The 25,768-nt window shown below is 49.9% G+C and carries 32 protein-coding genes and 1 pseudogene; all 33 read right to left on the reverse strand.

What is annotated here, in order from left to right; translation table 11 throughout:
* Nucleotides 1–41 precede the first annotated feature (41 nt).
* A complete protein-coding gene (locus tag AB7038_RS01425) occupies nucleotides 42–596 on the reverse strand; it encodes a hypothetical protein (RefSeq protein WP_061057418.1) in 555 nt (184 codons plus the stop codon).
* A complete protein-coding gene (locus AB7038_RS01430) occupies nucleotides 597–1,055 on the reverse strand; it encodes a hypothetical protein (protein ID WP_195433310.1) in 459 nt (152 codons plus the stop codon).
* A 115-nt stretch (nucleotides 1,056–1,170) separates the two neighbouring features.
* Nucleotides 1,171–3,060: a hypothetical protein gene (locus AB7038_RS01435; RefSeq protein WP_186758922.1), complete on the reverse strand. Its 1,890-nt coding sequence runs from the start codon at nucleotides 3,058–3,060 to the stop codon at nucleotides 1,171–1,173.
* 142 nt (nucleotides 3,061–3,202) lie between these two features.
* Nucleotides 3,203–3,466 carry a phage tail assembly protein gene (locus AB7038_RS01440; protein ID WP_004904813.1) on the reverse strand — a complete coding sequence of 88 codons (264 nt, stop codon included), beginning with the start codon at nucleotides 3,464–3,466 and terminating at the stop codon, nucleotides 3,203–3,205.
* A gap of 2 nt (nucleotides 3,467–3,468) precedes the next feature.
* Nucleotides 3,469–3,837 carry a phage tail tube protein gene (locus tag AB7038_RS01445; protein WP_186758923.1) on the reverse strand — a complete coding sequence of 123 codons (369 nt, stop codon included), beginning with the start codon at nucleotides 3,835–3,837 and terminating at the stop codon, nucleotides 3,469–3,471.
* Nucleotides 3,838–3,846: 9 nt separating this feature from the next.
* Complete coding sequence (locus tag AB7038_RS01450) at nucleotides 3,847–5,328, reverse strand: phage tail sheath subtilisin-like domain-containing protein (RefSeq protein WP_260241817.1); 1,482 nt, start codon at nucleotides 5,326–5,328, stop codon at nucleotides 3,847–3,849.
* A complete protein-coding gene (locus AB7038_RS01455; protein WP_004904824.1) occupies nucleotides 5,325–5,492 on the reverse strand; it encodes a DUF2635 domain-containing protein in 168 nt (55 codons plus the stop codon). The genes AB7038_RS01450 and AB7038_RS01455 overlap by 4 nt, the downstream gene beginning before the upstream one ends.
* Nucleotides 5,493–5,494: 2 nt before the next feature.
* A complete protein-coding gene (locus AB7038_RS01460; RefSeq protein WP_163623380.1) occupies nucleotides 5,495–6,043 on the reverse strand; it encodes an ATP-binding protein in 549 nt (182 codons plus the stop codon).
* On the reverse strand, nucleotides 6,043–6,381 hold the full coding sequence (locus AB7038_RS01465; RefSeq protein WP_163623379.1) for a head-tail joining protein: 339 nt from the start codon (nucleotides 6,379–6,381) through the stop codon (nucleotides 6,043–6,045). Before AB7038_RS01465 ends, AB7038_RS01460 begins: the two co-directional genes overlap by 1 nt.
* Complete coding sequence (locus AB7038_RS01470) at nucleotides 6,371–6,742, reverse strand: hypothetical protein (RefSeq protein WP_195433411.1); 372 nt, start codon at nucleotides 6,740–6,742, stop codon at nucleotides 6,371–6,373. The genes AB7038_RS01465 and AB7038_RS01470 overlap by 11 nt, the downstream gene beginning before the upstream one ends.
* 12 nt (nucleotides 6,743–6,754) lie before the next feature.
* Nucleotides 6,755–7,801, reverse strand: coding sequence for a major capsid protein (locus AB7038_RS01475; RefSeq protein WP_163623377.1), 1,047 nt, complete (start codon nucleotides 7,799–7,801; stop codon nucleotides 6,755–6,757).
* 73 nt (nucleotides 7,802–7,874) lie between these two features.
* Nucleotides 7,875–8,267, reverse strand: coding sequence for a head decoration protein (locus AB7038_RS01480; protein ID WP_195433413.1), 393 nt, complete (start codon nucleotides 8,265–8,267; stop codon nucleotides 7,875–7,877).
* Complete coding sequence (locus AB7038_RS01485) at nucleotides 8,267–8,878, reverse strand: hypothetical protein (protein WP_260241820.1); 612 nt, start codon at nucleotides 8,876–8,878, stop codon at nucleotides 8,267–8,269. The genes AB7038_RS01480 and AB7038_RS01485 overlap by 1 nt, the downstream gene beginning before the upstream one ends.
* A 2-nt stretch (nucleotides 8,879–8,880) precedes the next feature.
* Nucleotides 8,881–9,735: a S49 family peptidase gene (locus AB7038_RS01490; protein ID WP_260241821.1), complete on the reverse strand. Its 855-nt coding sequence runs from the start codon at nucleotides 9,733–9,735 to the stop codon at nucleotides 8,881–8,883.
* Entirely contained in the window at nucleotides 9,732–11,384 is a 1,653-nt protein-coding gene (locus AB7038_RS01495; RefSeq protein ID WP_375295728.1) for a phage portal protein, read from the reverse strand. The genes AB7038_RS01490 and AB7038_RS01495 overlap by 4 nt, the downstream gene beginning before the upstream one ends.
* A complete protein-coding gene (gene gpW, locus AB7038_RS01500; RefSeq protein WP_004904843.1) occupies nucleotides 11,384–11,635 on the reverse strand; it encodes a gpW family head-tail joining protein in 252 nt (83 codons plus the stop codon). The genes AB7038_RS01495 and gpW overlap by 1 nt, the downstream gene beginning before the upstream one ends.
* Nucleotides 11,636–11,644: 9 nt before the next feature.
* Nucleotides 11,645–13,618, reverse strand: a complete 1,974-nt coding sequence (locus tag AB7038_RS01505) for a phage terminase large subunit family protein (RefSeq protein ID WP_195433339.1) — start codon at nucleotides 13,616–13,618, stop codon at nucleotides 11,645–11,647.
* Entirely contained in the window at nucleotides 13,593–14,174 is a 582-nt protein-coding gene (locus AB7038_RS01510; protein ID WP_247718825.1) for an RNA polymerase subunit sigma-70, read from the reverse strand. The genes AB7038_RS01505 and AB7038_RS01510 overlap by 26 nt, the downstream gene beginning before the upstream one ends.
* Before the next feature lie 332 nt (nucleotides 14,175–14,506).
* Nucleotides 14,507–15,151: a hypothetical protein gene (locus AB7038_RS01515; RefSeq protein WP_186722850.1), complete on the reverse strand. Its 645-nt coding sequence runs from the start codon at nucleotides 15,149–15,151 to the stop codon at nucleotides 14,507–14,509.
* Nucleotides 15,152–15,594: 443 nt separating this feature from the next.
* Complete coding sequence (gene lysC / locus AB7038_RS18165; RefSeq protein WP_046894973.1) at nucleotides 15,595–15,828, reverse strand: Rz1-like lysis system protein LysC; 234 nt, start codon at nucleotides 15,826–15,828, stop codon at nucleotides 15,595–15,597.
* Entirely contained in the window at nucleotides 15,740–16,123 is a 384-nt protein-coding gene (locus AB7038_RS01520) for a hypothetical protein (protein ID WP_186758928.1), read from the reverse strand. The genes lysC and AB7038_RS01520 overlap by 89 nt, the downstream gene beginning before the upstream one ends.
* Complete coding sequence (locus tag AB7038_RS01525) at nucleotides 16,120–16,278, reverse strand: hypothetical protein (protein ID WP_162894877.1); 159 nt, start codon at nucleotides 16,276–16,278, stop codon at nucleotides 16,120–16,122. The genes AB7038_RS01520 and AB7038_RS01525 overlap by 4 nt, the downstream gene beginning before the upstream one ends.
* Complete coding sequence (locus AB7038_RS01530; RefSeq protein ID WP_186722775.1) at nucleotides 16,260–16,808, reverse strand: HNH endonuclease; 549 nt, start codon at nucleotides 16,806–16,808, stop codon at nucleotides 16,260–16,262. The genes AB7038_RS01525 and AB7038_RS01530 overlap by 19 nt, the downstream gene beginning before the upstream one ends.
* An 89-nt stretch (nucleotides 16,809–16,897) precedes the next feature.
* On the reverse strand, nucleotides 16,898–17,371 hold the full coding sequence (locus AB7038_RS01535; protein WP_195433347.1) for a lysozyme: 474 nt from the start codon (nucleotides 17,369–17,371) through the stop codon (nucleotides 16,898–16,900).
* Nucleotides 17,364–17,555 carry a phage holin family protein gene (locus tag AB7038_RS01540; protein WP_024474664.1) on the reverse strand — a complete coding sequence of 64 codons (192 nt, stop codon included), beginning with the start codon at nucleotides 17,553–17,555 and terminating at the stop codon, nucleotides 17,364–17,366. Before AB7038_RS01540 ends, AB7038_RS01535 begins: the two co-directional genes overlap by 8 nt.
* Before the next feature lie 1,023 nt (nucleotides 17,556–18,578).
* A complete protein-coding gene (lpxL, locus tag AB7038_RS01545; protein WP_186758856.1) occupies nucleotides 18,579–19,508 on the reverse strand; it encodes an LpxL/LpxP family Kdo(2)-lipid IV(A) lauroyl/palmitoleoyl acyltransferase in 930 nt (309 codons plus the stop codon).
* Between the two features lie 90 nt (nucleotides 19,509–19,598).
* Nucleotides 19,599–19,721 (reverse strand): annotated as a pseudogene (gene ymcF, locus AB7038_RS01550) (cold shock small protein YmcF); the annotation flags it as partial.
* Nucleotides 19,722–19,733: 12 nt separating this feature from the next.
* Nucleotides 19,734–19,946 (reverse strand): transcription antiterminator/RNA stability regulator CspE, encoded by a 213-nt coding sequence (cspE, locus tag AB7038_RS01555; RefSeq protein ID WP_112544615.1) that lies wholly within the window; start codon nucleotides 19,944–19,946, stop codon nucleotides 19,734–19,736.
* A gap of 300 nt (nucleotides 19,947–20,246) precedes the next feature.
* Complete coding sequence (locus AB7038_RS01560; RefSeq protein ID WP_369452636.1) at nucleotides 20,247–21,302, reverse strand: DNA-methyltransferase; 1,056 nt, start codon at nucleotides 21,300–21,302, stop codon at nucleotides 20,247–20,249.
* Nucleotides 21,303–21,440: 138 nt separating this feature from the next.
* Nucleotides 21,441–21,635 (reverse strand): hypothetical protein, encoded by a 195-nt coding sequence (locus AB7038_RS01565; protein WP_163628271.1) that lies wholly within the window; start codon nucleotides 21,633–21,635, stop codon nucleotides 21,441–21,443.
* 337 nt (nucleotides 21,636–21,972) lie between these two features.
* Nucleotides 21,973–22,752 (reverse strand): antitermination protein, encoded by a 780-nt coding sequence (locus tag AB7038_RS01570; RefSeq protein WP_195433355.1) that lies wholly within the window; start codon nucleotides 22,750–22,752, stop codon nucleotides 21,973–21,975.
* On the reverse strand, nucleotides 22,752–23,738 hold the full coding sequence (locus AB7038_RS01575; protein WP_195433366.1) for a DUF7146 domain-containing protein: 987 nt from the start codon (nucleotides 23,736–23,738) through the stop codon (nucleotides 22,752–22,754). Before AB7038_RS01575 ends, AB7038_RS01570 begins: the two co-directional genes overlap by 1 nt.
* Nucleotides 23,735–25,312, reverse strand: a complete 1,578-nt coding sequence (locus tag AB7038_RS01580) for a DEAD/DEAH box helicase family protein (RefSeq protein WP_369452637.1) — start codon at nucleotides 25,310–25,312, stop codon at nucleotides 23,735–23,737. Before AB7038_RS01580 ends, AB7038_RS01575 begins: the two co-directional genes overlap by 4 nt.
* Nucleotides 25,313–25,768: the final 456 nt, after the last annotated feature.

Raw genomic sequence — 25,768 nt, forward strand, 5'->3', positions numbered from 1 at the left:
ACGTAAAGCTAAACCAACAAAAAACCCGCCGGAACGGGTCTTTATGCCGAAGCGTTTAATGCCTGGTATAATTTATATACCCCAAAGATCACGGATGGCAGCCCGAGAATCCACAAAATAATATTAAGCCTGATATCTTTTAATTTACCTTCAGTTTTTTCAGTAAGCAGTTTTATTTCGCTGCTCATTTCAGTGAATTTTACATTTAACTTATCTTCTGATGGGCGCTTAGATACCTTGTCCGTCATCTCGGCTAATGTACTGTTGATTAAATCAAATTTACCATTGGTTTCTTCAGATGATGGTTGGCCGATAACCATTCTTTTTATGTCAGATGTTGCATCAGTGAGTCCATCTATTTTTTGTATCAGGACTAACATGTTTGCTTTAAGATCAGCGTTATCTGAGGACAGTTTTCTGATATCAAATTTTATATCTGAAATGTCGGTTCTGATATGGCTGACATCAGACTCCAGCCGAGCTACTCGTGATTCCATATCTCCGCCTCCCCCTCCAGAGTTATTTTTTCCATCTTTAATTTTTTCTCTGGAACCTTTATTTTTAAAATCAGCAAAACTAATATTACTGGGTCCCATCTATTGGTTCTCCATATTTATGTAAAAATATGTATCCAATGTATGGATGACTTCTCTGGCAACATCATCCCCTTCATTTGGTGTAAGCCCTTCCCGCAGCTCTATAGTTGCTTTGTGTCGCCCTGATTTCAAAATATTAGTATCAACATCCATTTTTGCCAAAGCTATCACTTCTTTCTCGTATTCTTTAATTTCCGAAGATATATTGTATCCATCAACAGCAATACGTTGATCTTCCGTGCTTGATAGCTGGTTTCCACTATCATCGGCAATAAAAATTACGGTATGATAATTGTTATCAATAGACAACATGACACCAAAAGAAAAACCAACGGTGATCACTCCACCTTTGGGTAAATTGTAAGTCGGGCTGGGTGGTGGCAATGCCCCCTCCCTAATATTGAATTGCTCACGATCAAGTACTGTATAAAAAAACATGATTTTGGATGAATCATTCATATCAATACCAAGCAGTTAATACCATATACCTTATTTAACCATCAATACCTAAATTTGGTTACTTGTTTTTGTCTTTTTTGGACAAACATGGCACCATTTCCCCCGGTTACAACCACTACGGCATATTCATCGCAGTTGTCACCCTGCCTTTCGGTTTCACGTTTACGGTACTTTTTGTTCCGGTTTCCGCGTTAGTCAGGACAATTTCCAATGTGCCGCCCGCCTTGTTTTCCTGAAGAACTTGTGATAATTGCTCGGTGAAGGCCAGTAATGCCTGGGTCGGGTCTTTGTCTATTTTAAAGTCAGTCGCTGCTGATGCAGTCTCTTGTTGTTGAGTCTGCTGCATGGCTATCATGTCACGCTGTTCTCTGACCCTATCGGGGTTACGAAGCCCTTTCCAGCGATCATCCATAATTGAATCCATTATGCCATCCATTACCTCCTGGTAGCTGTACGGCTGCTCGATGTTTTCGACCTTAATCATATGAGGAATGACCTTAGCCAGTACATTAGGATCATGCATATTAAGCGGCTCATGCGGACCAAATCCAGTGCCTTTTGATACCCGATCTATGTATCCCTGAGTGTTATTTTTTGCCTTAGCTGGTGCGTACTTCTTCAGGAGTCCGTCGAAAGTATTCAGCCCATCTTCAGCATCAAGCATTAGCTGGCGTGACATTGCTGCTATTCCGTCTCTGGATGACCCGAATTTGACGTACCGATGGTCGTTACCGTAATCATACCCCGTGCTGTTTGGTGCAGCGATCAGGTTGCCAGGGTTGTTATTTCTCAATCCGCGCCGGTTTGGGTTATATTTTTCATCCTGCACCCAGTTATCAGGCACCTTGCTATTTAATGCTGGCTTGTTTTTACCGGCTTCAGCTCGCTCCCTCTGTTCCTCCCATTTATCACTCCATTTGTTATAGATATCAGTATACATTTTGTCGTCCGGGTCGAGGGCGGTCATCCGCAAGTCCTCAAACCAACTTAGTGAATCCCTGTACTCCTTGTCTTTAGCAGCCCAACGAATAATATCCTGACGCTTATCACCATGATAAAAGTTATCTTCCGTATCATTTATACGCAGCTCGGATTCACGGATATTTTTCATAGCACCATCAAGATCACCGAAATCAGGGATTATGCTGGGTGAATCAATAAACTCATAAAGCGACTTCTGTATCTGATTCATTTTACCGGTCAATTTAGCACCAGCTTCGCTTAACTGAGTATCCACCTCAGTCATTTTTTCAGCGAACTCCCCATCCATGGTCAGGCCAAATTTGTCCGAGTTATCCAATCGCTCCTGGAGTTTTCCTTCCCGTAACAGGGCAATAAGCTCCGGTGGTAACTTTAGTTTATCCCGAAGCTCCCAGTTTCGATGTTCCGGCAGTATTTTAATCGCGGCTTCAAGACTCTTTAGTGTCTCAACCATATTAACGCTGCCGTCTTTATTGGTGGAAATTTCAGCGCCAATACTGCGAATGGCAGCCCGTAAATCATTATCATCGCCATTTTGAGCGCGGCTGAACTGCTCAAACTGCTTTTCAATAATATTGCGGGAATCGTCCACACTAACACCGCGCTGATGGAGAGTTCCGCTCAGCCGGGTACTTTCCTCTACCGTCATACCAGTATTGGCGGCTGATGTAGTGATATTTTTACCTTCCTCCGCCATCCCCGTAATCAGCTTTCCGCCACCGGCGATAATTGCACCGATACCACCAATACCAGCCAGCTTCCCGGCCAGCGCACCGAAGTTTTTCAGCGGCGGGATCATGTCTCCGATACTCTGAACGCCGGATTTCGCCTCCTCGGATACATCACGGAGTAAATCACCGATACCACGCAGCCCGGTTACTGATTCATCACCGCCGAGTTTCAGTTTATCCCGCGCCTCATCCAGTGCCGGATTCAGACTACGGATCTTTTCCTCAAGAACCGTAATCTGACCGCTTGCTCGATCATCCGCATTCAGTTCAAAATCAAAGGCATTACCCGCCATAATTAATCTCCGCTTTTAATCTCTTCGGCCTGCTCAACCCACCAGTGCAGACGGCTTTTTGACAGGAGCCACGCATCACGCGGCCCCCACCTGTAAAAATATGTCACCTTTGCCGCCAGCCGCTGCCATGACCGGAGAGCATTTATGCCAAAAAAGGGGTCAGAAAATCACGGCACTGTTTAAAGTCTGTGATCGCCATTTTTTTCAGTTCTGTTTCCGGGATTTCACTGACCAGGGAAATCAGCCGGCGCATACCGGGAAGCGAGTTGCTGGCCTTATTCTGTACATCATAAAACTGCTCTACTTCGATAAGGCACGGCTCACGCAGGTTAACTTCCTCATAACGGACTTTGCCGTCATTGGATTCCAGCGGTTTACTCAGGGTGATAGTTTTTGTTGTTTCCACAATTAATTCTCCGTTACCGAACGACCTTCAAAACGCACGTCAAATACAGCGTCTTCGCTGTTTACTTCCTGAGTCTGAACAACCCAGAGCCCCTGACCGATGATGGTTTTGCCGTTCGCCAGTTCGGCCACCACGTTCACATTGGTCATGCCGTTAAAATCCGCCACGGTGGTACCGCCGGAATCACGGACACGCATCGCGATAAAACCGGCAACCGGCTTTTCTTTGTAACCGTGGACAAAGTCCATACCGCTCAGGGTTTCGCGGGTGACAGTGGACGGACTGTATTTAAAGTCCGCCGCCACCATAATTGACATACCGTTGACGGAGACGTGAGCCGTTCCCGCCAGACGGTTGGATGTATCGCCCATGATTTCTCCTTAGTTGCCCGGCATCAGGCGGAACTGGTTAAGCAACGCAAACACGCGCAGCTGGTTAATGAGGGTGCCGGTCCACAGGACATCAACACGATTCGGGTTCTGGCTGTTGCGCTCGACTTTCAGGCCTTTGGCAAACCCTTTCGCGTCCTGCACATGACCGTTAAATTCCAGGAAGCCATACTGGGCGATCAGTTCTGCTTTAATGATATTCGGCGTGACGATTGCAGCCCCCGGCGCAAAACGGGTGCCGTCTTCAGCCAGCTTCATACGCCCGAATTTACTGGTCACCTGGGTACGCAGATAGCGTGATACAAACATCAGCAGATACAGGGTTTCCACCTGCAGATAACTGTCGTCATTGTCGCCGTAGGCATTTTTCTGGTAGGTCGTGATGATATTCTCAACCCGCACGGTACCGTCATCGTCCACGGTAAATGTGGAAATGCCGCTGTGCAGCAGATTGTTACGCTCGGTCAGTTCAAGAATCTTCGTGTCGTCCGGCGGCAGCACACCACTGATAACCAGCGTCTGTAACGGGCGGCCCGGGTCATTACGCAGGCTCTGGGCAATGGCACCGGTATATGCCGCACTCCACTGATAATCCGGTGAGGGTGAACCGTTGACCCCGAGCAGTGAGGCATGCTGGTCGTTCCGCTTTTCACCAAGATCAGCCAACTGACCATAAGTGCCGGTGATCACCCCGTAGCTGTGTCCGTATAACTGTTTGTCCCACGCCCAGCGGTCTGCCAGAAAGGTTTTCACCACATCGAGAGACGCCGTATCGGTATACGGGTTCACGATAAAATCAAAGGATCGGTCTTTCAGGTTCGCCAGACCATTAAGCAAATCCGGAGCGCCGTTACCGCCGGACATCGCCGTGACGGTCATTTCAAAACCGGACGGTGTCGACTCGCCCCCGGTCAGCCCGAGGTAGTTCAGCCGGATATCAATCCCGTTACCGTGAACGCCTTTGTTTTTGGCCGTCAGCGTCACCGTATCTGTCTCGGCTGCTGCCGTTACCGGCAGGTTCGCATTGCGGTTAATCACTTTAGCCAGTCCGGTTGCGATAGCTTCCGCTGTGTCCGTGGCCACAACGGCCATCTGAACACGGATACCCGCGATATACAGTGAAATCACACCGGTATCATTGGCAGCACTGGTAATTTTCAGTTTACCGGCGGCGGCTGTCTGCGATTCAGTATCTGCCAGCGGTAACACCCACACCTCACCGGCGGTATCATTGCGGAAATACGCATCAGCCTCTGTGTGCAGCATGGATCCGCGACCGAAACGCTCTGCGGCCTGCATCCCGGATGTGATGCGCTCAGGAATGCTGTCTTTTCCCGCCGCACCGTCCAGCATCTGGCCGATTAACAGCGTGCGCTGGGTGGCGGTTGCGGTGTTGGCCATCGAGTTATCAAACTCAACGAAAAACAGCGGGGTCCGCAAATTCTGCGGAATAGTGGCAAATGGCACGGTCATGCTTTTTGCTCCTTCACTTTCTGAGGATTACCCGGCACGACATCCCCCTGATTCAGACGGGTGCGCCAGAAAACATTATCGGGGACGTCCTGCCCGGATTCAGGCAAAAGCTCCCCTTTGACCGGACAGCGGACGCTGCGGCCTTTTACAGGTTTTACAAACATGGTTACTCCTGATTAGTCAGGTCGATGGAGACGTGATGTTCCGGGCTGCCGTCAGGCATCTGAACGCTGATGTCGATACCGGTTAGCGGATCCGCATCAACCGGGTAGAATTCCTCCGGCCCCTGGTAATACTCGATATCCAGATCCATCAGCAGTTGCGCCATATGGCCTTCACCGGCAGCACTGATGTTTATCTGAGATCGGATATTCAGGAACTGCTGGATTTTCCGGGTCAGCTCATAACTGTTAATTACCGCCCGTTCAATCTGTTCCCGCAGGGCTTCGAGAGCCAGCTCTGCTTTTATGGCGCCGTTCCGGTCTGCCTCATCGAACTCTTCCAGGCGGCCGGTGACCCGGACCGTGGTCACGGTGTTAAACTGCGGAACGTTACGGCCGAGTGAATGTTTTTCATCAAACGGGGTCTGCACGATAATGCAGGGGTATTCTGCATTTGTTGTCGGCCAGTCCTGCGGGGAATACACACGGTCTTCCGCGCTGGTTTTCCCCTTCAGGGCCGCGACAACGAGCTCACGAACTCTGGCTGCATTCATTATTTCACCTTATTCAGGATCAGGTGTGTCCCGCCGTGACTGTCCGGCTGCACATCGGATACCACAAACAGAGTGCTGACGCTGTAGACAAATACCCGATCCCCTTTCGCCGGAGGCACAGTAAAAATAACATCGCGTACACCGAGGATCGGACGGGTGGTATTGATACCACTTTCACCGTCCATGCTTTCATAGTTCTGGAAATAGGCCCGGTCAAAAATGCCGTCGATGTCGTAAAATCCGGCGCCTTTGGCACTTTTCACCGGTTCCCAGCGTACTTTTTCCGCAAAGACGTTATGCAGCGGCCCCAGCAGGTGTTTATCCCAGTCAATGCCCATTGATGGTTACAGTGCCGGGCGGGTTGGCTTTCGCCAGTTTTTCCCGCACTGCCTCCAGAGACATCACCACGCCCAGCTCAATCAGGCGGACAGCATCAGAATCATCCAGCGTGATTTGCTGGTTTTCCCGGTAAAACTCACCGTCATGCTGCACACTGCGGCCTTTGACCACCACATACACACCATCGGATTCCGGGCCAGGTTCCGGAGTGAAATTCTGCGCTGATACAGTTTCGGTTACCGGCTCATTGCCGGCAGTCTCCGGATCCTTCACCGGATTAACCTGACCGGGAACCATCAGCTCGGGCGGCAGGCCGCCCGGCTCCTGTGGTTTCTCCGGCGTATTTTTTTTATTCACCATCAAATCCCCCTGTTAAACCACAACGGCACACAGTGATGCGTTAACACGGCTCGGAATGACCAGCGGCGCAGACTGAACCATAATAAAACGCTGCGCCGGATCGTGCTGCAGCCAGGACTTCGGCGCATATGCCATCGGGCCGTAATTGAATGCCGGGTCGATAATGGCACCAAATGCACGGGTCCCCATCAGGTCAGCGCCTGACATAATCACCGAGCCGTCAGCAATCATCGGTTTTTCTTTACCGTCCAGCGGATCAATAAACCAGTCGTTGTATACCCACAGGTCATAGTTACCCCAGCGGCCTTTGTATACAGCACCTGTTTTGATTTGCGCACCGGGGTTAATCTGGTTACCGAACGGAGAAAGCGCGGGGAAGGTAATGGCGCTATCCTTAACCGAAGTGTCCAGACGGAAAGCTTTCCACGATTTGGTGGTGAACACGATATCGGTCGCCACCGCACCGGACTCCTTCAGCATACGCTGCGCCCAGTCTTCGATGTCAGCGCTCGGTTTGGTGTTGGTTTTTCCTGCTTCCACGGTTTCCGGCCATTTATCGGCACCGCTCAGGGCAATAGTCAGATCGGACGAACGCCCGAAATCCACCACCTGAGTTTCATAACCTTCACCGGTTACTGTCACCGTGCCGGTCTGGAGTGCGCTGGCCGCCATCCATTCCAGGCGGCGGTTAATCATGTCAATCTGGTCAGTCAGCTCGAACTGCAGGTTCAGCATTTCACGTTCAGCGGCAGAATACTGACCGCCGATGCGCTCACCAATCTGACGGCGGATGGGTTTACGCAGATCCGGTGCACGTTTGTCTTTGATGTACGCTGGTTTAAAGCTGTTGGTCTGGAACTTACGGGCTTCCACCAGCTTACCTTCCACCAGCGGCGAAACGAACGGAGCCAGACGGCGCAGACCGACATCAACATCAATGGAAACCTCTTCGGTATCGGATTCCGTGATATTCGGGAAAAACTTATCCAGCAGCCAGTTCTGACTGGTCATCAGATTCGGAACAACCTGGATTAATACATTGGTATCGAAAATATTCATGCTTTTTCTCGTATAAAAGACGTCACAACGCCTGCCGTGACCGGCATCAGGACGTCTGTATTAAAGGGAGGGATCAGGCCTGTATGCTGTCGCGCAGGAAGACGGAGAACTTACGCAGGGCATCTTTCAGCTCTGCCGCAGTCCAGCTTTCATCATGAATAATGCGGTTCTGATTAAATTCACCCATCAGATAGACACCGCCGGAAACGCTGCTGTCAGTGGTATCGACATCATCCGCCAGGATAGCACACGGAATTTCACTACCGTCAGCCGCCCCTTTTTTGCTCAGCGCATACTCACCGGAATCAGTGACTTTACCGAGGATGGTACCGCGTTTCAGAATACCGGCTTTGGCAATCATGCCGGTATCTGTCACGGTCTGTAACGGACCGGAAATCAGCTGATCCGGATTAAATACCGCCTGGCGTACTCCCGGCTGAAACGGGTTCTGTGAGAACTGATCCATTATTTCGCTCCCTTGTTGCTGTTATAAAGACGGGTCATCTGCTGCACCAGAGCATCTGCAGATCCGCGAGCCGGTGCCTGTGCATCCGGACTGATACGCACCTGCTGCTCTGCCCGCATGCGGCTGTCGAGCGATGCGCGCTGTGTTGCAGGCTGTACCGCACCCATCGCTTTCAGGGTGCTGATAGCTTCAGATGAAGACATGCGGGTATTGAATGCCAGATGTGCAGCCATATCCGGACGACCGGCAGCAGCCTTGCTGCCAAAGATGCGGGCACAGCGCTTGCGTTCAGCGCGGCGGCCTTTTTTCACATCTTTATTTTCATCGTCGTCTTCGGCGTCTTCGTCATCACCTTCCGCGTCTTCATCATCTTCGGCGTCAGGGTCGTCGTCATCACCTTCAGCTTTTTTGGCTTTGCGGCCCTGCTTTTCGTCGTCCTGTTCTTCTGCATCCTCACGATCTTCATCGTCTTCCGCATCTTCGTCGCGCTCGTCCTTTTCCGCTTTGCGGCCTTTGGCTTTGCGCACTTTTTTATTTTCATCCTCTTCCGAGGCTCTGGCTTTTTTACCCAGGCCAATCAGATGTGCAAAGGTAAACTTATTGTCTGCCATAGTTAAATTACTCCGGATTCTTTCATCAGTTCCTGAAATGCGACATCAGGACTGGCAACCGCATCAGCCAGACCCATCTGTACGCCCTCGGCTGCCAGATAACAGGCGGCCTGTGTATTGCGGATCACTGTCTCAGACAGTCCGCGGTTACGGGAAACAGTGCTCACAAACAGACGCCCCATTTCATCGACATCGTGCTGAATGGCCGCTTTCGCCTCGTCACTCAGCGCCACATACGGGTTACTTTCCGCTTTACGGTTCCCGTAGGTGATAATGGACACTTTCAGCCCGTCATCCTTGATACGCTGTGACCAGTCACAGTGAATAACGATCACCCCGACCGAACCGACACCACCGGTGCGCGGGACGCAAATTTTGTCCGCAGCGCTGGCAATGGCATAAGCAGCGGAAAAGGCATTTTCGGACAGAATGGCGTGAATGGGTTTTTTGCTGCGTTCGGCATAAATCAAATCAACCAGGTCAAAACAACCGGCCACTTCACCGCCGGGAGAATCGATATCCAGACAGATACCCTTCACTTCCGGATCGTTAACAGCGGTCAGGAAGACCCGGCGGATGCCGTCATAACCGGTCATACCGCTGTACGGCCGCAGTGTGCCGAGTTTCTGAACCAGCGTGCCGTAGACCGGGATAACCGCGATGCCCTCCAGCACGTCATACCCGCTGTCTTTCCGGGCTTTACGACTGAAATATCCGTCATCGTCTTCCATCATGGTACTGCGGATCTGCGTGATACCGAGCCGCTCTGTCAGTGATGACACAATCACTTCCGCTTTCTGCGGGTGTATAGCAAGAGGCGTGTTAAACAGCTTCTGTGCCAGGTGGGGTAAATTCACTTCGCCTCCTGTTTGTTATCGGGGTTTGGTGCAAACTCTTCTGCCACTGCCCAGCTGGGCGGCGGCAATCCGAGCTCTTTAAACCGCTGAAGTTCATAGCTGCGCTGATCGACCAGCTCTTCCCAGTCCTCACCCATGTTTTCAGCCACTTCCATTTCCAGTGTTGAGAAACCGGCTTCCATACTGAGGATGGCGCCTTTTTTCTCTGCGACCGGATCCACCCAGCCGCGACCCGGCCCCATCCACCGCGCGCGGCAGTAGGATGCTGATGCGTCCATAAAGTCCGGGGCATCATTCGGTAACGGAACATCTTCCACATCGTGGATTTCTTCGGCAAAGGCCACCGCTATCGGTTGTGCGAAACCGTTTGAGAAGTCATCACGGCGCCGGGTCAGGGTTTTCCAGGCTTCCAGCATGGCGGCACGGGCTGAGGAATAGTTAACATCAGACCAGTCCTGTGTGACCTGCTGGGCTGACAGGCCGGTTGCCGCAGAGATGTTCCGCAGCACCGCACTCTCAAAACCGTCAAAATTACTGGTCGGCCGGGCAGCGGACAGTGTGACTATTTTTTCATTCGGGAACAGGTGCGGGATCCGTGCGCCGTTCTGAAGATTGAGACGCTTGTCCTGATAGTATTCTGTCCGCTGTGTCTGGTAGGCGCTGAGTTCATCACCGGTAAAATCGCCGGTATCCCCCAGGGCGGAAGCCACCATCTGCGCATCATACGGGGATTCGATATACGCCCCGAAAATAGCGTTGAGGATTGCCGCCTCCAGTTCTGATTCATCGTACTTAATCAGCATTTTCAGCTTCTGAACGATAGGGGCCAGAATACCGATCCCCCGGTGCTGAGCACCGCGCTCCATATCAAAATCATGCACCACCACCGGACGACCCCATGAGGTTTCACGCTGAATGCGATTCCAGGTCATGGTTTTTTTACCCGCCCACCAGTCGCCCATATGGGCTTCACGGATGTGATAGGCGATCGGGGCACCGTCGCTGTCAATCTCCACCCCGCCGCGTATATTCGGCATATCAAAATTATGCTGCGGGTTACTCAGGCGGTCGGGATCAATAATCTGAACTGTCGTCGCATAACGGGCCTTACCGTGACCAAGCCGGTCAGGACGGTACTGCAGAACCGCCAGCGCGTCACCGTCCAGCAACTTGTGACGGAAAGCCAGCCGCAGCATCTGCGATACGGTCTGTTTACGTTCAACATCACAGTACCGGCCTTTGTCATTCGCCCATGAGCGCCAGTGCGCGGTAATAAACCGGCTGTATTCAGCTGCCCACACCGCATCAAATGCCTTATTGCCGGTCAGTTGCCTGAGCATCCGGTAATCGGGTTTGAATACCGGCCGGTAACAGGCGCCCACCGCATTATCCAGGACACGGGTTATTGAGCCGGACGCCCAGCCGTCATTTCGCGCCAGGTCACGCATACGTGACACAATGCGGTCACGGTAGATGTTAATTTCATTATCCGGTGACCACAGCGCTGGCTGCCAGTTCGCCATCTGATCACTGAATGAATCCGCCGCGTCATACGGCACTCTGCCACTGCCGGACAGTGCTCCATACTTCATTTTCGGGGCAGAAGGTGGCAACGGGCGCCCGTCTGCCCCTAAGATTTGTACAGTCATCAGTACCTCACCCTGATTGGACGCCTGCGGGATATCCCCAGCATGGCCTGTATTGTCTGGATCAGCGCCAGCAAATCCCCCAGGCTGGTCTGCTGATAGGACACCGACCGCGTTCCGTCACCCTGTGTATAGGAAAATGAAACGCCTTTGGCACCGGTTGACAGATCGATATAGGCCTGCTGCGCCTGAACAAGCGCCTGCTTTAACTGCGCATCACTCATGCCGGTAAGCAGCGTGGTAATTCGTGACATTGACACTCCTTATGGCAAAAGCTGGGATATCCGCTTCCGCTGAGGCTTTTCATTGGTTTCCTCCGGGATGATGGCCCCCGGGAAGCGAAGGTTAACTTTGGTTTCCGGATTCTCTGCCGGTGCAATAAGCCGTTCCGGATTACCGGCGACAGCGTCAGCCAGCGCATTAAGTTTCAGCCCCATATACATCAGGCCGCACAGCGCGGCATAGCTGTACACGCGGCAGTCCAGCGCTTCGTTTGCCCGCCCCGGTATCTGCTCCCAGACCCGGTACCGCTGACCGCCGGACACTTTAATTACTGACCGCTCGGCCAGAAGCTGACCGAAATACTGCAAATCACGATCAACCGGGAAGTGCATATACGCCGGTGCCGGTTCGCCTGCTGCCGGCGGTTCCAGATGCAGACGACCGCGCACCGCATCTTTGGCCGCGTTCACACCGATAATTACCGGTTTAAATCCGGCTTTCGAACGGGATGTAATGCGTTTTGTCGGCCAGATCGGTGAGCGTTTACCGCCACGGGCGGATTCGCCTTTGACAGCCCAAATCCTGCGACCGAGACGCGCTTTACAGAAATCATAAACGGCCTGGGTGTGATGTCCGCCGGAGTCCATGCAGGCCGCCATGATGGCAAACCCACGACCATCAGCACGCCGCCAGATTTGTTTCAGGTACGCATCGAGGCGCTCCCACGGCTCCGGTGTTTCCAGATCCCCCTCAATCACATCATGTGCGACTGACCAGCTTTCCTCACTGCGCCCCCAGCCGACCACCTCAATTTCAAAACGGTCATCCTGTGTATCGATACCGGCAGTCAGCAGCGTGATGCCGTCCGGTACTTCCGCCGCCCACACTTCACAGCGTTCCAGCAGTTTTTGCTCACTCAGGGCTTTTTCGCCCCGGTCCTCATATGGCTCACCGAGAACCAGGTTGATAAAGGTCTGCCGCATCAGCGGATCATCTTTCACCCGCAGCCATTCTTTCACCAAATTCGGCCATGATGCATTCGGGAACAGACTGTACGCCGCCCAGATATGAAATCCGGCGTGACCGGTAAACGGCTTTTCAGCGCGCCATTCCCCGTTTTTAATCATCAGCGGTTTGTCGCTGTCGTGAATAACACATCCATTGTGGCGGCAGACGTAATAGGCGGTATCCGGCAGGCCGTTACCGTCAGTATCCTTATCCCACTTCATGCCGTACGGTGTATCGGGCCCGCCCCATTCCAGAATCTGAAACTCGCCGCAGTGCGGACACGGTACCCAGTAGTGCCGCTGATCACTTTCGTTATAGGCTTTCTCGATACGGCTGACATTCTTTACGGTCGGCGTTGAACCGAGGCCGATTTTCCGGTTCCAGAATGTTTCCGAGCGTTTGATACCCAGAGCAATCTGGTCACCCTCCGAACCGGCACCGCCGGACGGATAACCGTCCACTTCATCAAACAGGATGATCCGGCAGGTGATACGACGAAACCCGCCGGGTGAATTTGCACCCACCAGCGTTAAATTGGCTCCGTTGGAAAACTGCTTTTTGAGGATGGTCTGGCCGCTGTCTTTAGCTTTGGCCTCACCTGCAATGGCTTTCAGTGCCGGGGTATCACGCAGCATCGGCGCAATTTCGGTCTTACTGTAATCCTCCGCATCCTCCACGCGGGGCTGAACCACTAGGATCGGGGACGGGTCATGCGACAGGTAATAAGCAACAGCATGGTCGAGAATCTTGGTATACCCGACACGGGCAGATTTCATCACGGACACCTGGGTTACCGAAGGATCGGTAAAGGCATCCATAATGCCGTCCTGATATTTAAATGACCGGAAGCGACCGGTCTGTGCGGCGTTTTCTTTCGACAGCACCGCGTATTTGTTCGCCCACTCGCTCAGCGATAAGGCTTCCGGAGGTCTGACGACAGCGCGTTTCTGACTCAGTGCACGGGTGAATTGTTGCCATGCATTATCCCCCCTGTTCACTGTGGTCAAGGCTCAATTCCTCCATCGCCTCATGAATAATATCCTGCAGCGCGGCCACAAACTCTGTATCAGAGGAAGTCAGTGCCAGCGACCGCAGGCGGGGGCCGTGTTCAGGGGCTATAGCAATCAGGCGGGTGCGCATGGCGTGGTACTCCTCCCCCACCTTGTCGATCATGTCCTGCCACGGCAGAACCAGACCGGATTTCTCTTCGTACTCCAGCCGGGCCAGCTCTGCAAAGTAGTGCTCTTTGATAGCTTTCGACTCTTCCAGATCCCGGACTTTCACATCACCAGAAACCAGACCGGCATACACCGACTCGGCGCGCTGCTGAAAACTGCCTTTTTCTTTTGCCGGTTTTTTCTCCGGAGCATTGGATTTTTTCGCTGCATTTTTCGTGCGTGGGTCTTTGCTGTCCCGGTACTTTTTCAGATTCCGGTCACTGGCCTCCACGTCGATTTCATCACCGGACATCACAATGTATTTTCCGGACTTCATCCACCGGGTGATCGTCTTGCGGTTCACATCCGCATGCTTCGCATAGTCGGAAATATTCATCGTGGTCATGGGACATTTTCCTGCTGACGTGGGACATCGGGACACATGGGACATTGCGCGGGACATGTCCCACATTTAATGGGACACAAAACTCAGAAATTTTTTACGTAACTTACTGAATCAGAAATGAAAGCACCTGCCCGCTGTCATGGGACATGGGACACAAAATCAAAATTTCACAGCTAGCCGCAGAACGCGGCGCGCAATGCCCGTGTAATATCAAAGGCTTAGGAAGGACCCAAAAAATTCTATGGGTGACGCTGCCACTTGCCCCACTGAAAAATCGGATGATTTTCTTTATTTTCCGGTTCAGTAGTCAACTTTCCTGTCACTTTCATTATTCACCTCGCTGTTCGTATCGCCTCTGCTATTGCCCGGTTAATCTCCTGCGGCAGCAGCGACTGTGTCATTTTCATTGCTCTGTCCTGATATCCGAGCACAGGTTCAACAGGCAGGGCATCACCGAAACGGATTAACAGTTTCGGCATTGGTTGTTTCTTCCTGTCTCTGCGGGTTCCGTTAGGTGACCGCTGCAGGCGCTTCCGGCCTTTCTTACCCTTCTTCGCTTTCTTCCGTTGCCACACGCCATTAACACCACCGATATCACCGATGAAAGTGTTTTCTTTGCTCTTTAGGCTGGATAGTTTATTGCGCGGCAGGTTACCGTATTTGTTCAGCTTGATGTCTTTAGGGTTCAGCAGTGCAGACCCGTTGAGTTTGTGCACCCCGCCGGTTTCAAACGGCTCAAGGTATGCAGCAGCGGTATTCATCACGAACACTTTCGCTTTCAGGTCGCTTTTTCTGGCACCGCGGCTTTTAACACTCTTCACCGTGAATGGTGTCGGATTATCCAGATTGCGCTGCATAGCAACCTTCTGAGCACCCTCAATCTTTCTGACGACCGATGTCATAGCCTGCGCAGTGGCAAAGGGTATCTGCTTCCGCAGGGTTCGGAGCTGGTTGCTCAGGTCTGTGAGATTTGCCATAGACACCTCTGTTTTATATTCCGCTCACCACTCGTAAATGATGACCGGAATACCGCCGTCTCTCCGGCTGTCACGCCTTGCTGCTCCGGCAGCTGACGTTGCTGCCTACCTCGGTAGTAGCTGACCGTGGATTCGTTGTTTTTGATTCTCCCCGTGCACTCACCGCATAAGGTGGACGGGTCATAGTTAACACAGGGAGACTGCGACAACGCCGCGCATAAAAAAGCACCCCGCTATTTAGCGAAGCGCTATTGATTAACTCACAAAATTGCCTGTATATTGAACACGGTAGTTAGAGTAAACATCCTTTATCAATTGCTTATTTGCCCTGTAAAGCAGGGCATTTTTTATTTGTTCCGCATATTGAAATTACGGAATTATCGGGGATATACTCAGCACGAAAATAACAATAACTATTTCCTGAATCTTCCATATGCGCCCCTTTATTCTGGGGCTTTTTTTTGCCTCTCCGCTTCAATCTCCCGTATTGCCCGTTTATCGTGATTGCAGTTGGCAATGTATTTCATAGCATCAGCCAGCAGCTCTACGGCACCACCGAACGTCAGATCATCCGGTATCTCTACCTGCTCACAATCGGCGGTCAGTTGCGGCGGAAGCGGCACCACTGGCGCGGGTATTAATTCCGGTCGCGTATCTGCGCAACTCACTGACAGCATCAGCGGGAACAGGAGCAACAGCGCATTCACTGTCTTTGAAAACAGTTTTGATAACAGTTTTAACGTTGACATGCTCTATGTCCTCAACCTGTTTGGCTTTGATATTGTCGAGTGCTGCGCGGTGTCTGATGGCAACGGCTGAAAGCGTGATGGTATTTATCGTCTGCTGTGCTGACAGCTGTCCGGACAACGTTGTGTTATTCACCTTCAGCTGCTGGTTATCCCGGTAGGTGTCATATACCCACCAGGCAGCAGTAATAAACAGCGCAGCAATTACCGCTTCTTTCCAGTTCATGGCGCTTCACACTCATAATGGATCACACCGTCCAGCGGGTTACCCGGCAGCGGACTACAGTGATTCGGTAGTGAATACAGATAACAACCCGCCAACAGAGCGGTAGTCAGCAGAATGATAGCAATGATGATCAGCGTTAAAGGGTTCCGTGGCATACCGCTTTCTCCGTACCTTTCATGCATCCTTTTGACGGTGCATATTCACCATAGTAGCGATTTTCCGCCTCTATCCGCGCCGCTATAGCTTCCGGTAATGTATAGAAGTTACCTACCGACAACCTTTTCTTTCCATGTGTAATTCGGACCCTCCACTTTGGTCTGCCGGTTTTCGGATTATGGTATGAGATCCCCCTGAAGCCAGACCTGTTTACAGATGATTGCCAGTTCTTATTCAGGCAGTTTTTCGCATCGTTAGTGACACGGAGATTCGATATCCTGTTATCAGCCTGCTCACCATTAATGTGGTCAATGTCACCCGCTGGCCATACTCCGTACACATACAGCCACGCAAGGCGGTGCTCTTTAAAACTTTTGCCACAAAAACCAATGTACCGGTACCCGCTCTTATGGACATAACCAGCCCTGTCACCGGGTTTTGACTGCCCTCTTTGGATTTTGTAAGTAAAAATTCCTGTGTCATGGTCATAATGCAGAACATTTCTCAATAAAAACAAATCAATGGTCATCCCGCCTCACTTACTGAACACTCAGAAAAAAGACATAAAAAAAGCACCTTCAGGTGCTATTTCGGATAATTGCCAGGTGTTGATGTCTATTACTCCATCATGCAGAGTTCGCGCTCAATCTCACGACGAGTAACCAAGCCATTCCATTTAACGCCACCGGCATAAATCCATCGTCTGAGTTCGTTACAAGCACCAACCTGATCGCCGGCATTTAGCTTTTTAAGCAATGTTGATTTTTTAAATGCAGCGACACCGATGTTGTATGTCAGTGAGTACAATGAAACTTTCTGGTAATCATTCAGCGGGACTTTTACCAGCGTATCTACAGCCCTGATTGCTGGCTGCATGTGTTTTACCAGAAGGTCATCACATTCTTTCTGTGTGTACTTCTTACCCTGAATGACATCACTGCCGGTTATTCCTGCACAAACCGTCCAAACCCCTGCCACATCCTGATAAGGCTCATATCTGACACCTTCTAACGCGGGAATCAGCACCAACGCACCGGCAATCGCGCCAGCAGCACAAGCGGCCATTACTTTTTTATATAATCGGTTATTCATGATGTTCTCCGGCTTTCAGCTGGAATTCCTTCCGTTTGTAATACCAGTTCACCAGGAACGTCCCGACAGTACAGATGATCCCGGCGACAATAGCCCACTGGTCCAGAGATAAAACGCCAAAAGCAGAGGTTATAAGTCCCCAGGCGTATGCTGTAGGGCTGGAATATTTGTCAGGCATGCGCATATCCACCCCCTGCGGAGTGTTCCGTATGTTGAGTGATAGGGGTAATGCCGCAACCGGGTTATATGTTTTAAACAGGTTAAAATGAGGTGGCTGCGGCATTGTTCTGGTAATCCCACCAGCGGCGGGAAAGCAATAAAAAGAGCACTGTGGCCGAATACGGATTAGGTAATGAGCCTGTCTTATTCCAATGCTCTTATTGTTGCTAATGGTAAAAAGCCGCACACAGCTCTTGTGTTAAGTGATAACGAGGTGATTGATACTGTGGCGACGTAAACGGAAAAGGCCGCACATGGCGACCTTTGTAATACGTATACTTTTAATTCACACAATAAATATCTGATTGATAAGTCTATAAAAGACACGTTCGCATGTTTAATCGTTTTTCAAACTTATTACGGATAAATGCGCATTTTCAGGTTATAATCGAAATGTAACAAAAACCTAAAGTTATATGTCGTTTATTCTTTATGCCGGTTATTCCCAAACCGGCTTTTTTTGTACCTGAAATGAGTGGCTGATTTAGTTCAGCCGGACTGCCCCGCGCTACCAGAGCCTCACAGCAAAGTATCCTGTTGTTCCTGGGACCATTCGATATTTTGAACTACGAAAAGTTTTCTCGCAGTTGCTCTGTATCAATGCAGCGCTGCCGGTCACGAACTTCTTTGATGCTCATGCCGAATACTTTTCTGTGATTAGCGCACATCCAGCAACCACACAATGCGGGAGTACGGTAACACATACCGATGTTGCGCTTAGTGGCGTATCCGGCATTGTAATATTTGCTGCGCTTAGATTTGAGGCGTTTCTCGTGATGGCGTCTTATTGCTTTACTTCGCATTAACGACTCCGTAATTCAGTTGTTCGGAATAACCGAACATGTGAACTATCCGGAAATTCCGGAAAGTTGAACCTGTAAGTAACTCTTACGAGTTGGATTTCAGGCAATAAAAAACCTGTGAGTGCGAAATTTAAGCTTATAAGCAATAGATACAGCAGGGATCACCCAATGGCAATCTCTGTAACTTATTTGTACAGAGAATTCTCTCCCGGAGGTCTGGTCTTAAACCTTCTGTGTGCCCACAAGTATTGGTCCGGAGCATGCATGATTTCTGTCTCAATAATTTGATTTAGCTTCTCAGCATCTGCCGAGTCATCTCCACGCGGAAAATCAGTAATTTCTTTACCAATTATTAATTCGTAAGGCCTCTTACCACTTTCATTATTTCTTACCATCGTTGCAGTAAGTATCGGGGACTTTGATAATTTGGCTATAGTTGCCACACCTTTTGATGTTGAAGCCTTCGCTACCGAAAAGAAAGGGGCGAAGATAGTGCCTTTCGTTCCAAAATCCTGATCAGGAGCAAACCAAATAGCCTGCCCGCGTTTTAGTTCAGATACCATAAACTTCAGATTCTTACGGTCGATCATCCCACTTCCGGAACGGCTTCGGCATCTTGTTTGTATATACTCCATTGCTTTATTGTTGTGGGGACGATACATCGCATTTACAGGAAAACACAGCCCCATAACTCTGCCCCCAAGTTCCAGCGACATGGAATGAATACCAATAATTAAAACACCATTATTTCTGTCATATACATCATTAAAGTTATCACAACCCGTTACTCTAAATATTTCATTAATTCTTTTGTCATTCCAGAACCAGGCAATACCGGTTTCAAATAATGCAATCCCTAAAGATGATAGATTACTTGCGACCATACTCTCTATCTGGATTTTATTTCTGTCAGGAAAACATAATTCTAAATTTTTTTTAATTATGGATACCCGCCTTTTCAGGAATAAACCAGAAAAACGACCTAACTTATCGCCTAAAAACACAAGCCATGGATAAGGCATCTGAACCAAACAGAAAAGCAATAGGATACCAATCCAGGTTAAAATGTACCTTGGGTGAAGAAGCCTGATAGAAAATTTATTCAGAGAATACATTTTTTCCTGATAAGTAATAATTACTACATAATAAAAAGGCCTGATAATATTATCAGGCCTTGGAATTTAGTTTTTCTATTGCCTGGACAACAGCATCACCGTTTTACAAAAAATGCATTTTGCTCCATGCGGATTTGATGCAGAAACATCAAAGTGCGAAGTTCGGTATTGTGTTCCACTGCAACAGGGGCACTGAAAGAACAGTGCTATCATCACCGGTGCGCCTTAAAGACCCACCACATTTGCAGCAGACGGACCTTTTGCCCCGTCTTCAATATTGAAGGTAACATTCTGACCTTCATATAACGTTTTGAAACTGTCGCTCTGGATCGCAGAGAAGTGAACAAACACATCTTTGCTGCCATCAGCCGGTGCGATGAAGCCAAAACCTTTCGATTCGTTAAACCATTTTACTGAGCCAGTCATTGTATTAGACATAGAATTTCCTTTAATTTTTTTTGATTGCCATAAGGCATATGAGGTTTGTTTTTTATTTTTACTTATGGGAATTAATTAGAAGGAATTCGCAATGAAGTGGTATCAGGGATAACGCTAAATGGTGAAAAACTTTAAACTGACTAACATAAATAGGCCTGTACTTCCAAACCAGTGACACCATTAAGCCACAAACCTTCCGCTTAAGCAAATTATATTTTAAACTTTATAAAAATTTTGCATTCTATAATATCCGAAACTCCGGAAGTACATGGATTACATACCATGAACTTCCGCCCGAACTTACCTGAATAATACCTCAGCACACGCCAGTTCCGCTGCAGTCTGCTCAAACCGCTCTGCTTCCATCTCTACACCCAGAACGCGGCGGTTGTGCTTCAGTGCGGCTTTCAATGTCGCTCCGGATCCCATAAAGAAATCAGCGACCAAATCACCTTCGCGGCTGCTGGCTTTTATGATGTGCTCCATCATTGCAGCCGGTTTTTCACAGGGGTGCTTTCCGGGGTAATACTGAACCGGCGGGAATGTCCACACATCGGTATAAGGCACATCAACTGATACCGTGAAGTATCGACGTAACAGCGAATACTGATCTGCCAGTTCGTGATATTCATGCCTGAGTGTATGTTGCTCACTGACCAGATCATTATGTTCACGGTATAACGGGTTATTTCGCTGACACTCTGCAGCTGTCCGCTGAAAAAGTGCCTGTAATTTCCGGTAATCCGCTTCATTCGGTAACTGCCACTGACTGTACCCGAACCAGTGTGAAGACATCTGCTTGCCGGTTGCCTGGTCAATTTCTTTTGCCGTGATACCCAATGCATCACGCGCCTGCCGGAAATACTCAATCAGCGGGGTAAACACATTTTTCTTCAGTTCATCCCGCAGCTGATGGTACTCACTGCCTTTTCCTTTTACCGGCCCCTGATAATGCTCCGCAAACAGAACCCGCTCAGTAGACGGGAAAAAACAACGCAGGCTTTCTTTGTTTTGCCGCCGCCACGGGCCGGAAGGTTTCGCCCATATGATATGACTGAGAACGCTGAACCTCTCCCGTAACAGTATTTCTGTATCTGAGGCCAATCGTGAACCACAAAACAGGTACAGGCTGCCGTTTGGTTTCAGTACCCGCCAGAATTCAGCCAGCATTTCGTCCAGCCAGGAAAGGTAAGCAGAAACATCCGGCCACTGATTATCCCAGGCACATGTTTTTACCTGAAAATACGGCGGGTCAGTGGCGATTAAATCAATGCAATTATCCGGGAGGGTTTTGATATAGCTGAGTGAGTCGTCGTTGACTAAATTAATACTGTTTAAATTAACAGTGTTTTTCATAGATCCGGGTAACCTTTTTTGTTAAGCTCCCTTTGCTTTGTGCACACAAGCAGTGGGCCTTGGTTTATCCGTGATCTCACAAACGGGTAAATGGCTGGGAAGGTGCTACCAACACCCACCAGCCGCCCATTTCACAGTTTAAAGTCGCTTGAATAGTTCACCGTTGCCACAGTCTTTCAAAAGACCAGCAAGGCTGAACTGAGTAAGAAGCAGTTGGCAACGCGGCAGGGAAAGCCCTGACAAGGCAGCCGCATCACTGACAGAGAAAACCCCGTCCGGTAACACCTCAAAAAAACAAGCCGCTGCTGTTGTCATATCACTCTGTTTTAACATGATATTTTATACCTTTGGTCAGTTATTGTGCATAAATACACATGTAACTCTGACCAAACGTAACAGCAAGTCTTATGTTTATTTCAGGCAATAAAAAGCCCGGTGCATTGGCTGTGCTTTGTTCTTGTGAGAGAGAATGCACCAGATACAAAAACGCCCCGGTGCAGTGTCGAGCTACAGAGGGGCATAACAAACATACAGGATGTTACAGGCATAAAAAAACCCCGCAAATGCGAGGTTTAGAATTTGTGTAGTGCGGATATGTATAGAAATCCCACTATTGAGAGATAATAAGGCAATTTTATGCAAAAAGCAAGTTCAATGTATAGATATACAGTTACCGTGTGATTTTACCGAAAAATGCCTCAGCCTCGCTTTCCTCTGTGTAGCACTTTCCTGCCAGGCTCTCATAAAATGGCTTCCAATTCCGTGACCAGGTTGGCTGTGTTAACTCTGGTACAAGATGTTTTATCGCCTGATAAGCCACTGACGACGGAACTCGCTTATACCCGCGCCCTGAGCATTTCGGGCAGTCTTTGAATACCGGCGCACCCTGTAATTCGCTCTGCTCTTCGTCGTACACTTTACCCCGTCCTTTGCAGCGGCACCTGTGGGTTAACTGCCCTTTTCCGTTGCAGGTCGTACATAGTTCATTTACCAGCTCATTACGGACTACAGGCGCAACAATCACAGTGCCTTCTATATTGGTGATACCCGGATGCTTCACCACCTCTTTCCGGCGATAAATCAGCCCTTTTCCGCCGCAGTCCTGACACTGGCATACAGAACCCGCTGAACGGGCGTAATCCTCAAATGCCATTGTGGCCAGAATCTTCATGCACTGAGCAACACGGTTACCGGCTGCTTTTGCCACCAGCTTTGGCACCGTGCGCAGGGCGTACTGCGTCAGTGCTTCAACAGTCCTGAATTTATCCTCAACACTGACATCATTTTTACCAAAGAACGCATGCATGCCGAATGCGGCCCGCTGTGATGCCATACCCATTGCCGCTGCCGAATCCATGCCTTTCAGTCTGTCAGGAGCCGTGGAATTGGAGCTGTCACTGAATGTCGGTGACTTCGGATGAAATTGTTTTAATGCGCTTTCGAGTTTCATTACGCAGCCTCCTGGTGCTTTTCCCGGTAAAATGTCAGTTCACGGACTTCACTTCCGTCACGGATCAGGTCATTAAAATCACCTTTATCCGGCCAGCGGACACTGACTTTTTCCACATCGTTGTTTGCAACAAGGTTACGCTTGGCACAGGCAAAAGCCGCAGCATGTCCGGTTGCGCTGCCCCAGTCAGCATCAGCGAAAACAATCAGGTGAGTCACTCCTTTCGGTGCAGTGAACTTATCCATAAATCCGGCATTAATCGTTGCCCAGGTGTTTACCCCGTAAACCTGTTTACAGGACAGCGCTGTTTCTATTCCCTCTGCCACTCCCAGCGTGGATGCTACCGGAAACATGCGGATCGCCACTGACTCGGCATAATCCAGATAATTATCTTCCTGCAGCTTTGTCATGCGCTTTACCACGTTGATATCGGCCTTCCGGTCACCGTCCAGATACGTGCGGTGCAGGTAACACAACTGGCCTTTTGAGTCCGTGGCCAGCGCCCACATGGCCTGATAGTTGATAACCGCCATGCCTTTACGGGTCGGTTGTCTCTCACAAAACCGGATATGATCTGCCGGCAGCGTAAATATGCCCCGGTTTTGCAGGTAGGCCGCCGCTGAGGTGTCTTTCAGATCCGGCATCTGAGCATAGCAACTGATAAATTTTTCACGGTCTGAACGGGTATTGCTGCCGACCGGCTTCGGAACCTCTTTTTCCCGTTCATTTCCGAGCAGCCGATCAATCTCATCAGCCAGCTGCTTAAAGCTCTTACCCTGTGTTTTTTCCAGTAACTGAAACCCTGTGCCGGAACTGCAGGTGCAGATATACGTTCCCCGCCCATCCTGGTCGTCTATGCGAAATTTTCCCTTTTTCTCACATATCGGGCACTTTCCTGTAAAATGCCGTTTCCCGGTGATCGGCGGCAGCCCGTAGTATGCAAAAATCTTATCCCACTGCCCCTTTGCTGCTTCAACTGTGTTCACAATAATTCTCCCTGCTGTGCGTTTTTATTCAGTTGCTGTTTTAAATCTGCGATTCTCTGCGGCATCAGTGCTTCGGCTTTCTGTTTGCGCCTGACCCACTGAATACGTTTGTGTGTGATGAAATTGGATACCTCCGGGGTTATTTCCTGCGGTGTGGCATGCAGGCTGCGCGGCCATTCACCGAACTTATCTCTGAAAGTATTTGAGACCCACCCGTCACTGACCGGCTTTCCTTCGGTGGCGCGGATGTTCTGGTAATATTTGAGCTGAGAGTAAAAGCTCTGCTTGTCTCTTGTGGTGTAAACCTTTTCGGATTTACCCATTTTTTTGATATTGCGGGAGGTATCAACGTCGATATCTTCACCGGCCAGCGGTTTGAACCCACATTTCGGGCAGACGTAAACACCGGCAGGCTTCATGTAGTGACAGGATGTGCATTCCTTCGGCTTTTTCTCCCGCTTTTCCTGGTCACGGGCAGAAGATGATTCTTCCATGCCGTCACTTTTACCCGGCAATTCGTCATATTCGATATCATCAGGAAAACCCAGGCGGTGCACAGATCCGGAGTGATCGAAAATAAGGCATTTATCTTTGCCTTGTGCTTTACGCAGTCCGCGGCCGAGACACTGCACCCAGCGGATCTCCGATTTCGTCGGACGGGCGTAAATGATGCACCGGACATCACTGTCAAACCCGGCAACCAGTGTGCCGACGTTCACGATGATTTTTGTTGCGCCCTGTTCGAAGCGATGGATGATAAGCTGACGCTCTTCATGCGGGGTATCTGCGGTAATAATCTCAGCATTCACACCCGCCCGGTTAAACGCTATCGTGACAAAATTTGCATGGCTGACGGTCACACAAAAACAGATGGTCGGCAGGTTCTGACCGTTGGCCAGCCAGTTATCGACCACATCACCGACCAGATCCGCACCCGACATAATTTCAGCAATGTCAGCCTCTTTGTAATCGCTGCCATACTCTGCGCTGCTGGTAGATTTAACCGCAGAAAGATCCGGCTTTGTCGGGGCGTAAAACTCATACGGACTCAGGTCCCCGCGTTCGATCAGCTCTTTCATCGTGGTGGGTTTGATCAGTCTTTCGTAATACGTCCCCAGGAACGGAGAAAACGGTGTGCCGGACAGGCCAATCACCTTAAATTCATTATCGCGGATAACTTCCAGCAATTTTTTACGGCGCAGATGGGCTTCGTCGATAAACAGCAGATCGATGTTGTCCGGAAATTCACGGCGGATCAGCGTATCGGCTGACGCAATCTGGATCAGCCGTGTCGGGTCATAGTTCGGGTGATCACGCCAGACAAAACCGATATCTTCCATCGGAATCCCGTAATCGATAAACCGTACTGCGGTCTGTTCAATCAGGATCGTATACGGCACAACAAACATCACCCGCATATCACGGCTGTTGCAACCGTGCGTGATGAATGCAGCCAGCGCTGTTTTACCGCTGCCGGTCGGACTGCTGATCATGAACGTGCGGTGTGATTTCCACTCGCTGCGCAATAACCGCAGTGCTCTTTCCTGTGCAAAATTTGGTGTGATAGTTAACATGCCATTACCTCAATTTTATCGACCAGGTAGCACTGCCAAGGAGAGGGGTATTTTTAAAAAACGGACGTCTATACGTCTGATGCCATTTTTAACCCCTACAGAGATCTATCTTTAAGATCTGAGTCCTTCCCTTGGCAGTGCCTTCCCCTACACCCCTTTCAAAGATCACCCCCCTTACCCCCCTAGAAAGTTTTCCCCTCTTCCCCAAACCGGAAAACCATCTGGACGGCTAAACGTCTTAACTTCCACACCTCCTGATAATTTTTATCACGCAACTTTCTGTGGGTCTGCGGTGTAACCCTGCATGGCTCTGTTAAACTTCCTGACGTATTCCCTGAGCCGTTTATTCGCTTCCCTGCGTGCTGTGTTGTCTTTCCTGTACGGGACAGGCTCTGCTTCCCACTGCTCCTGATACACCGCTGAGTAAGCCACCAGCACCCTGTTTCTGGCTCCCGG

Source organism: Morganella morganii (genome assembly GCF_041099235.1).
GTDB classification, from domain to species: domain Bacteria; phylum Pseudomonadota; class Gammaproteobacteria; order Enterobacterales; family Enterobacteriaceae; genus Morganella; species Morganella morganii_E.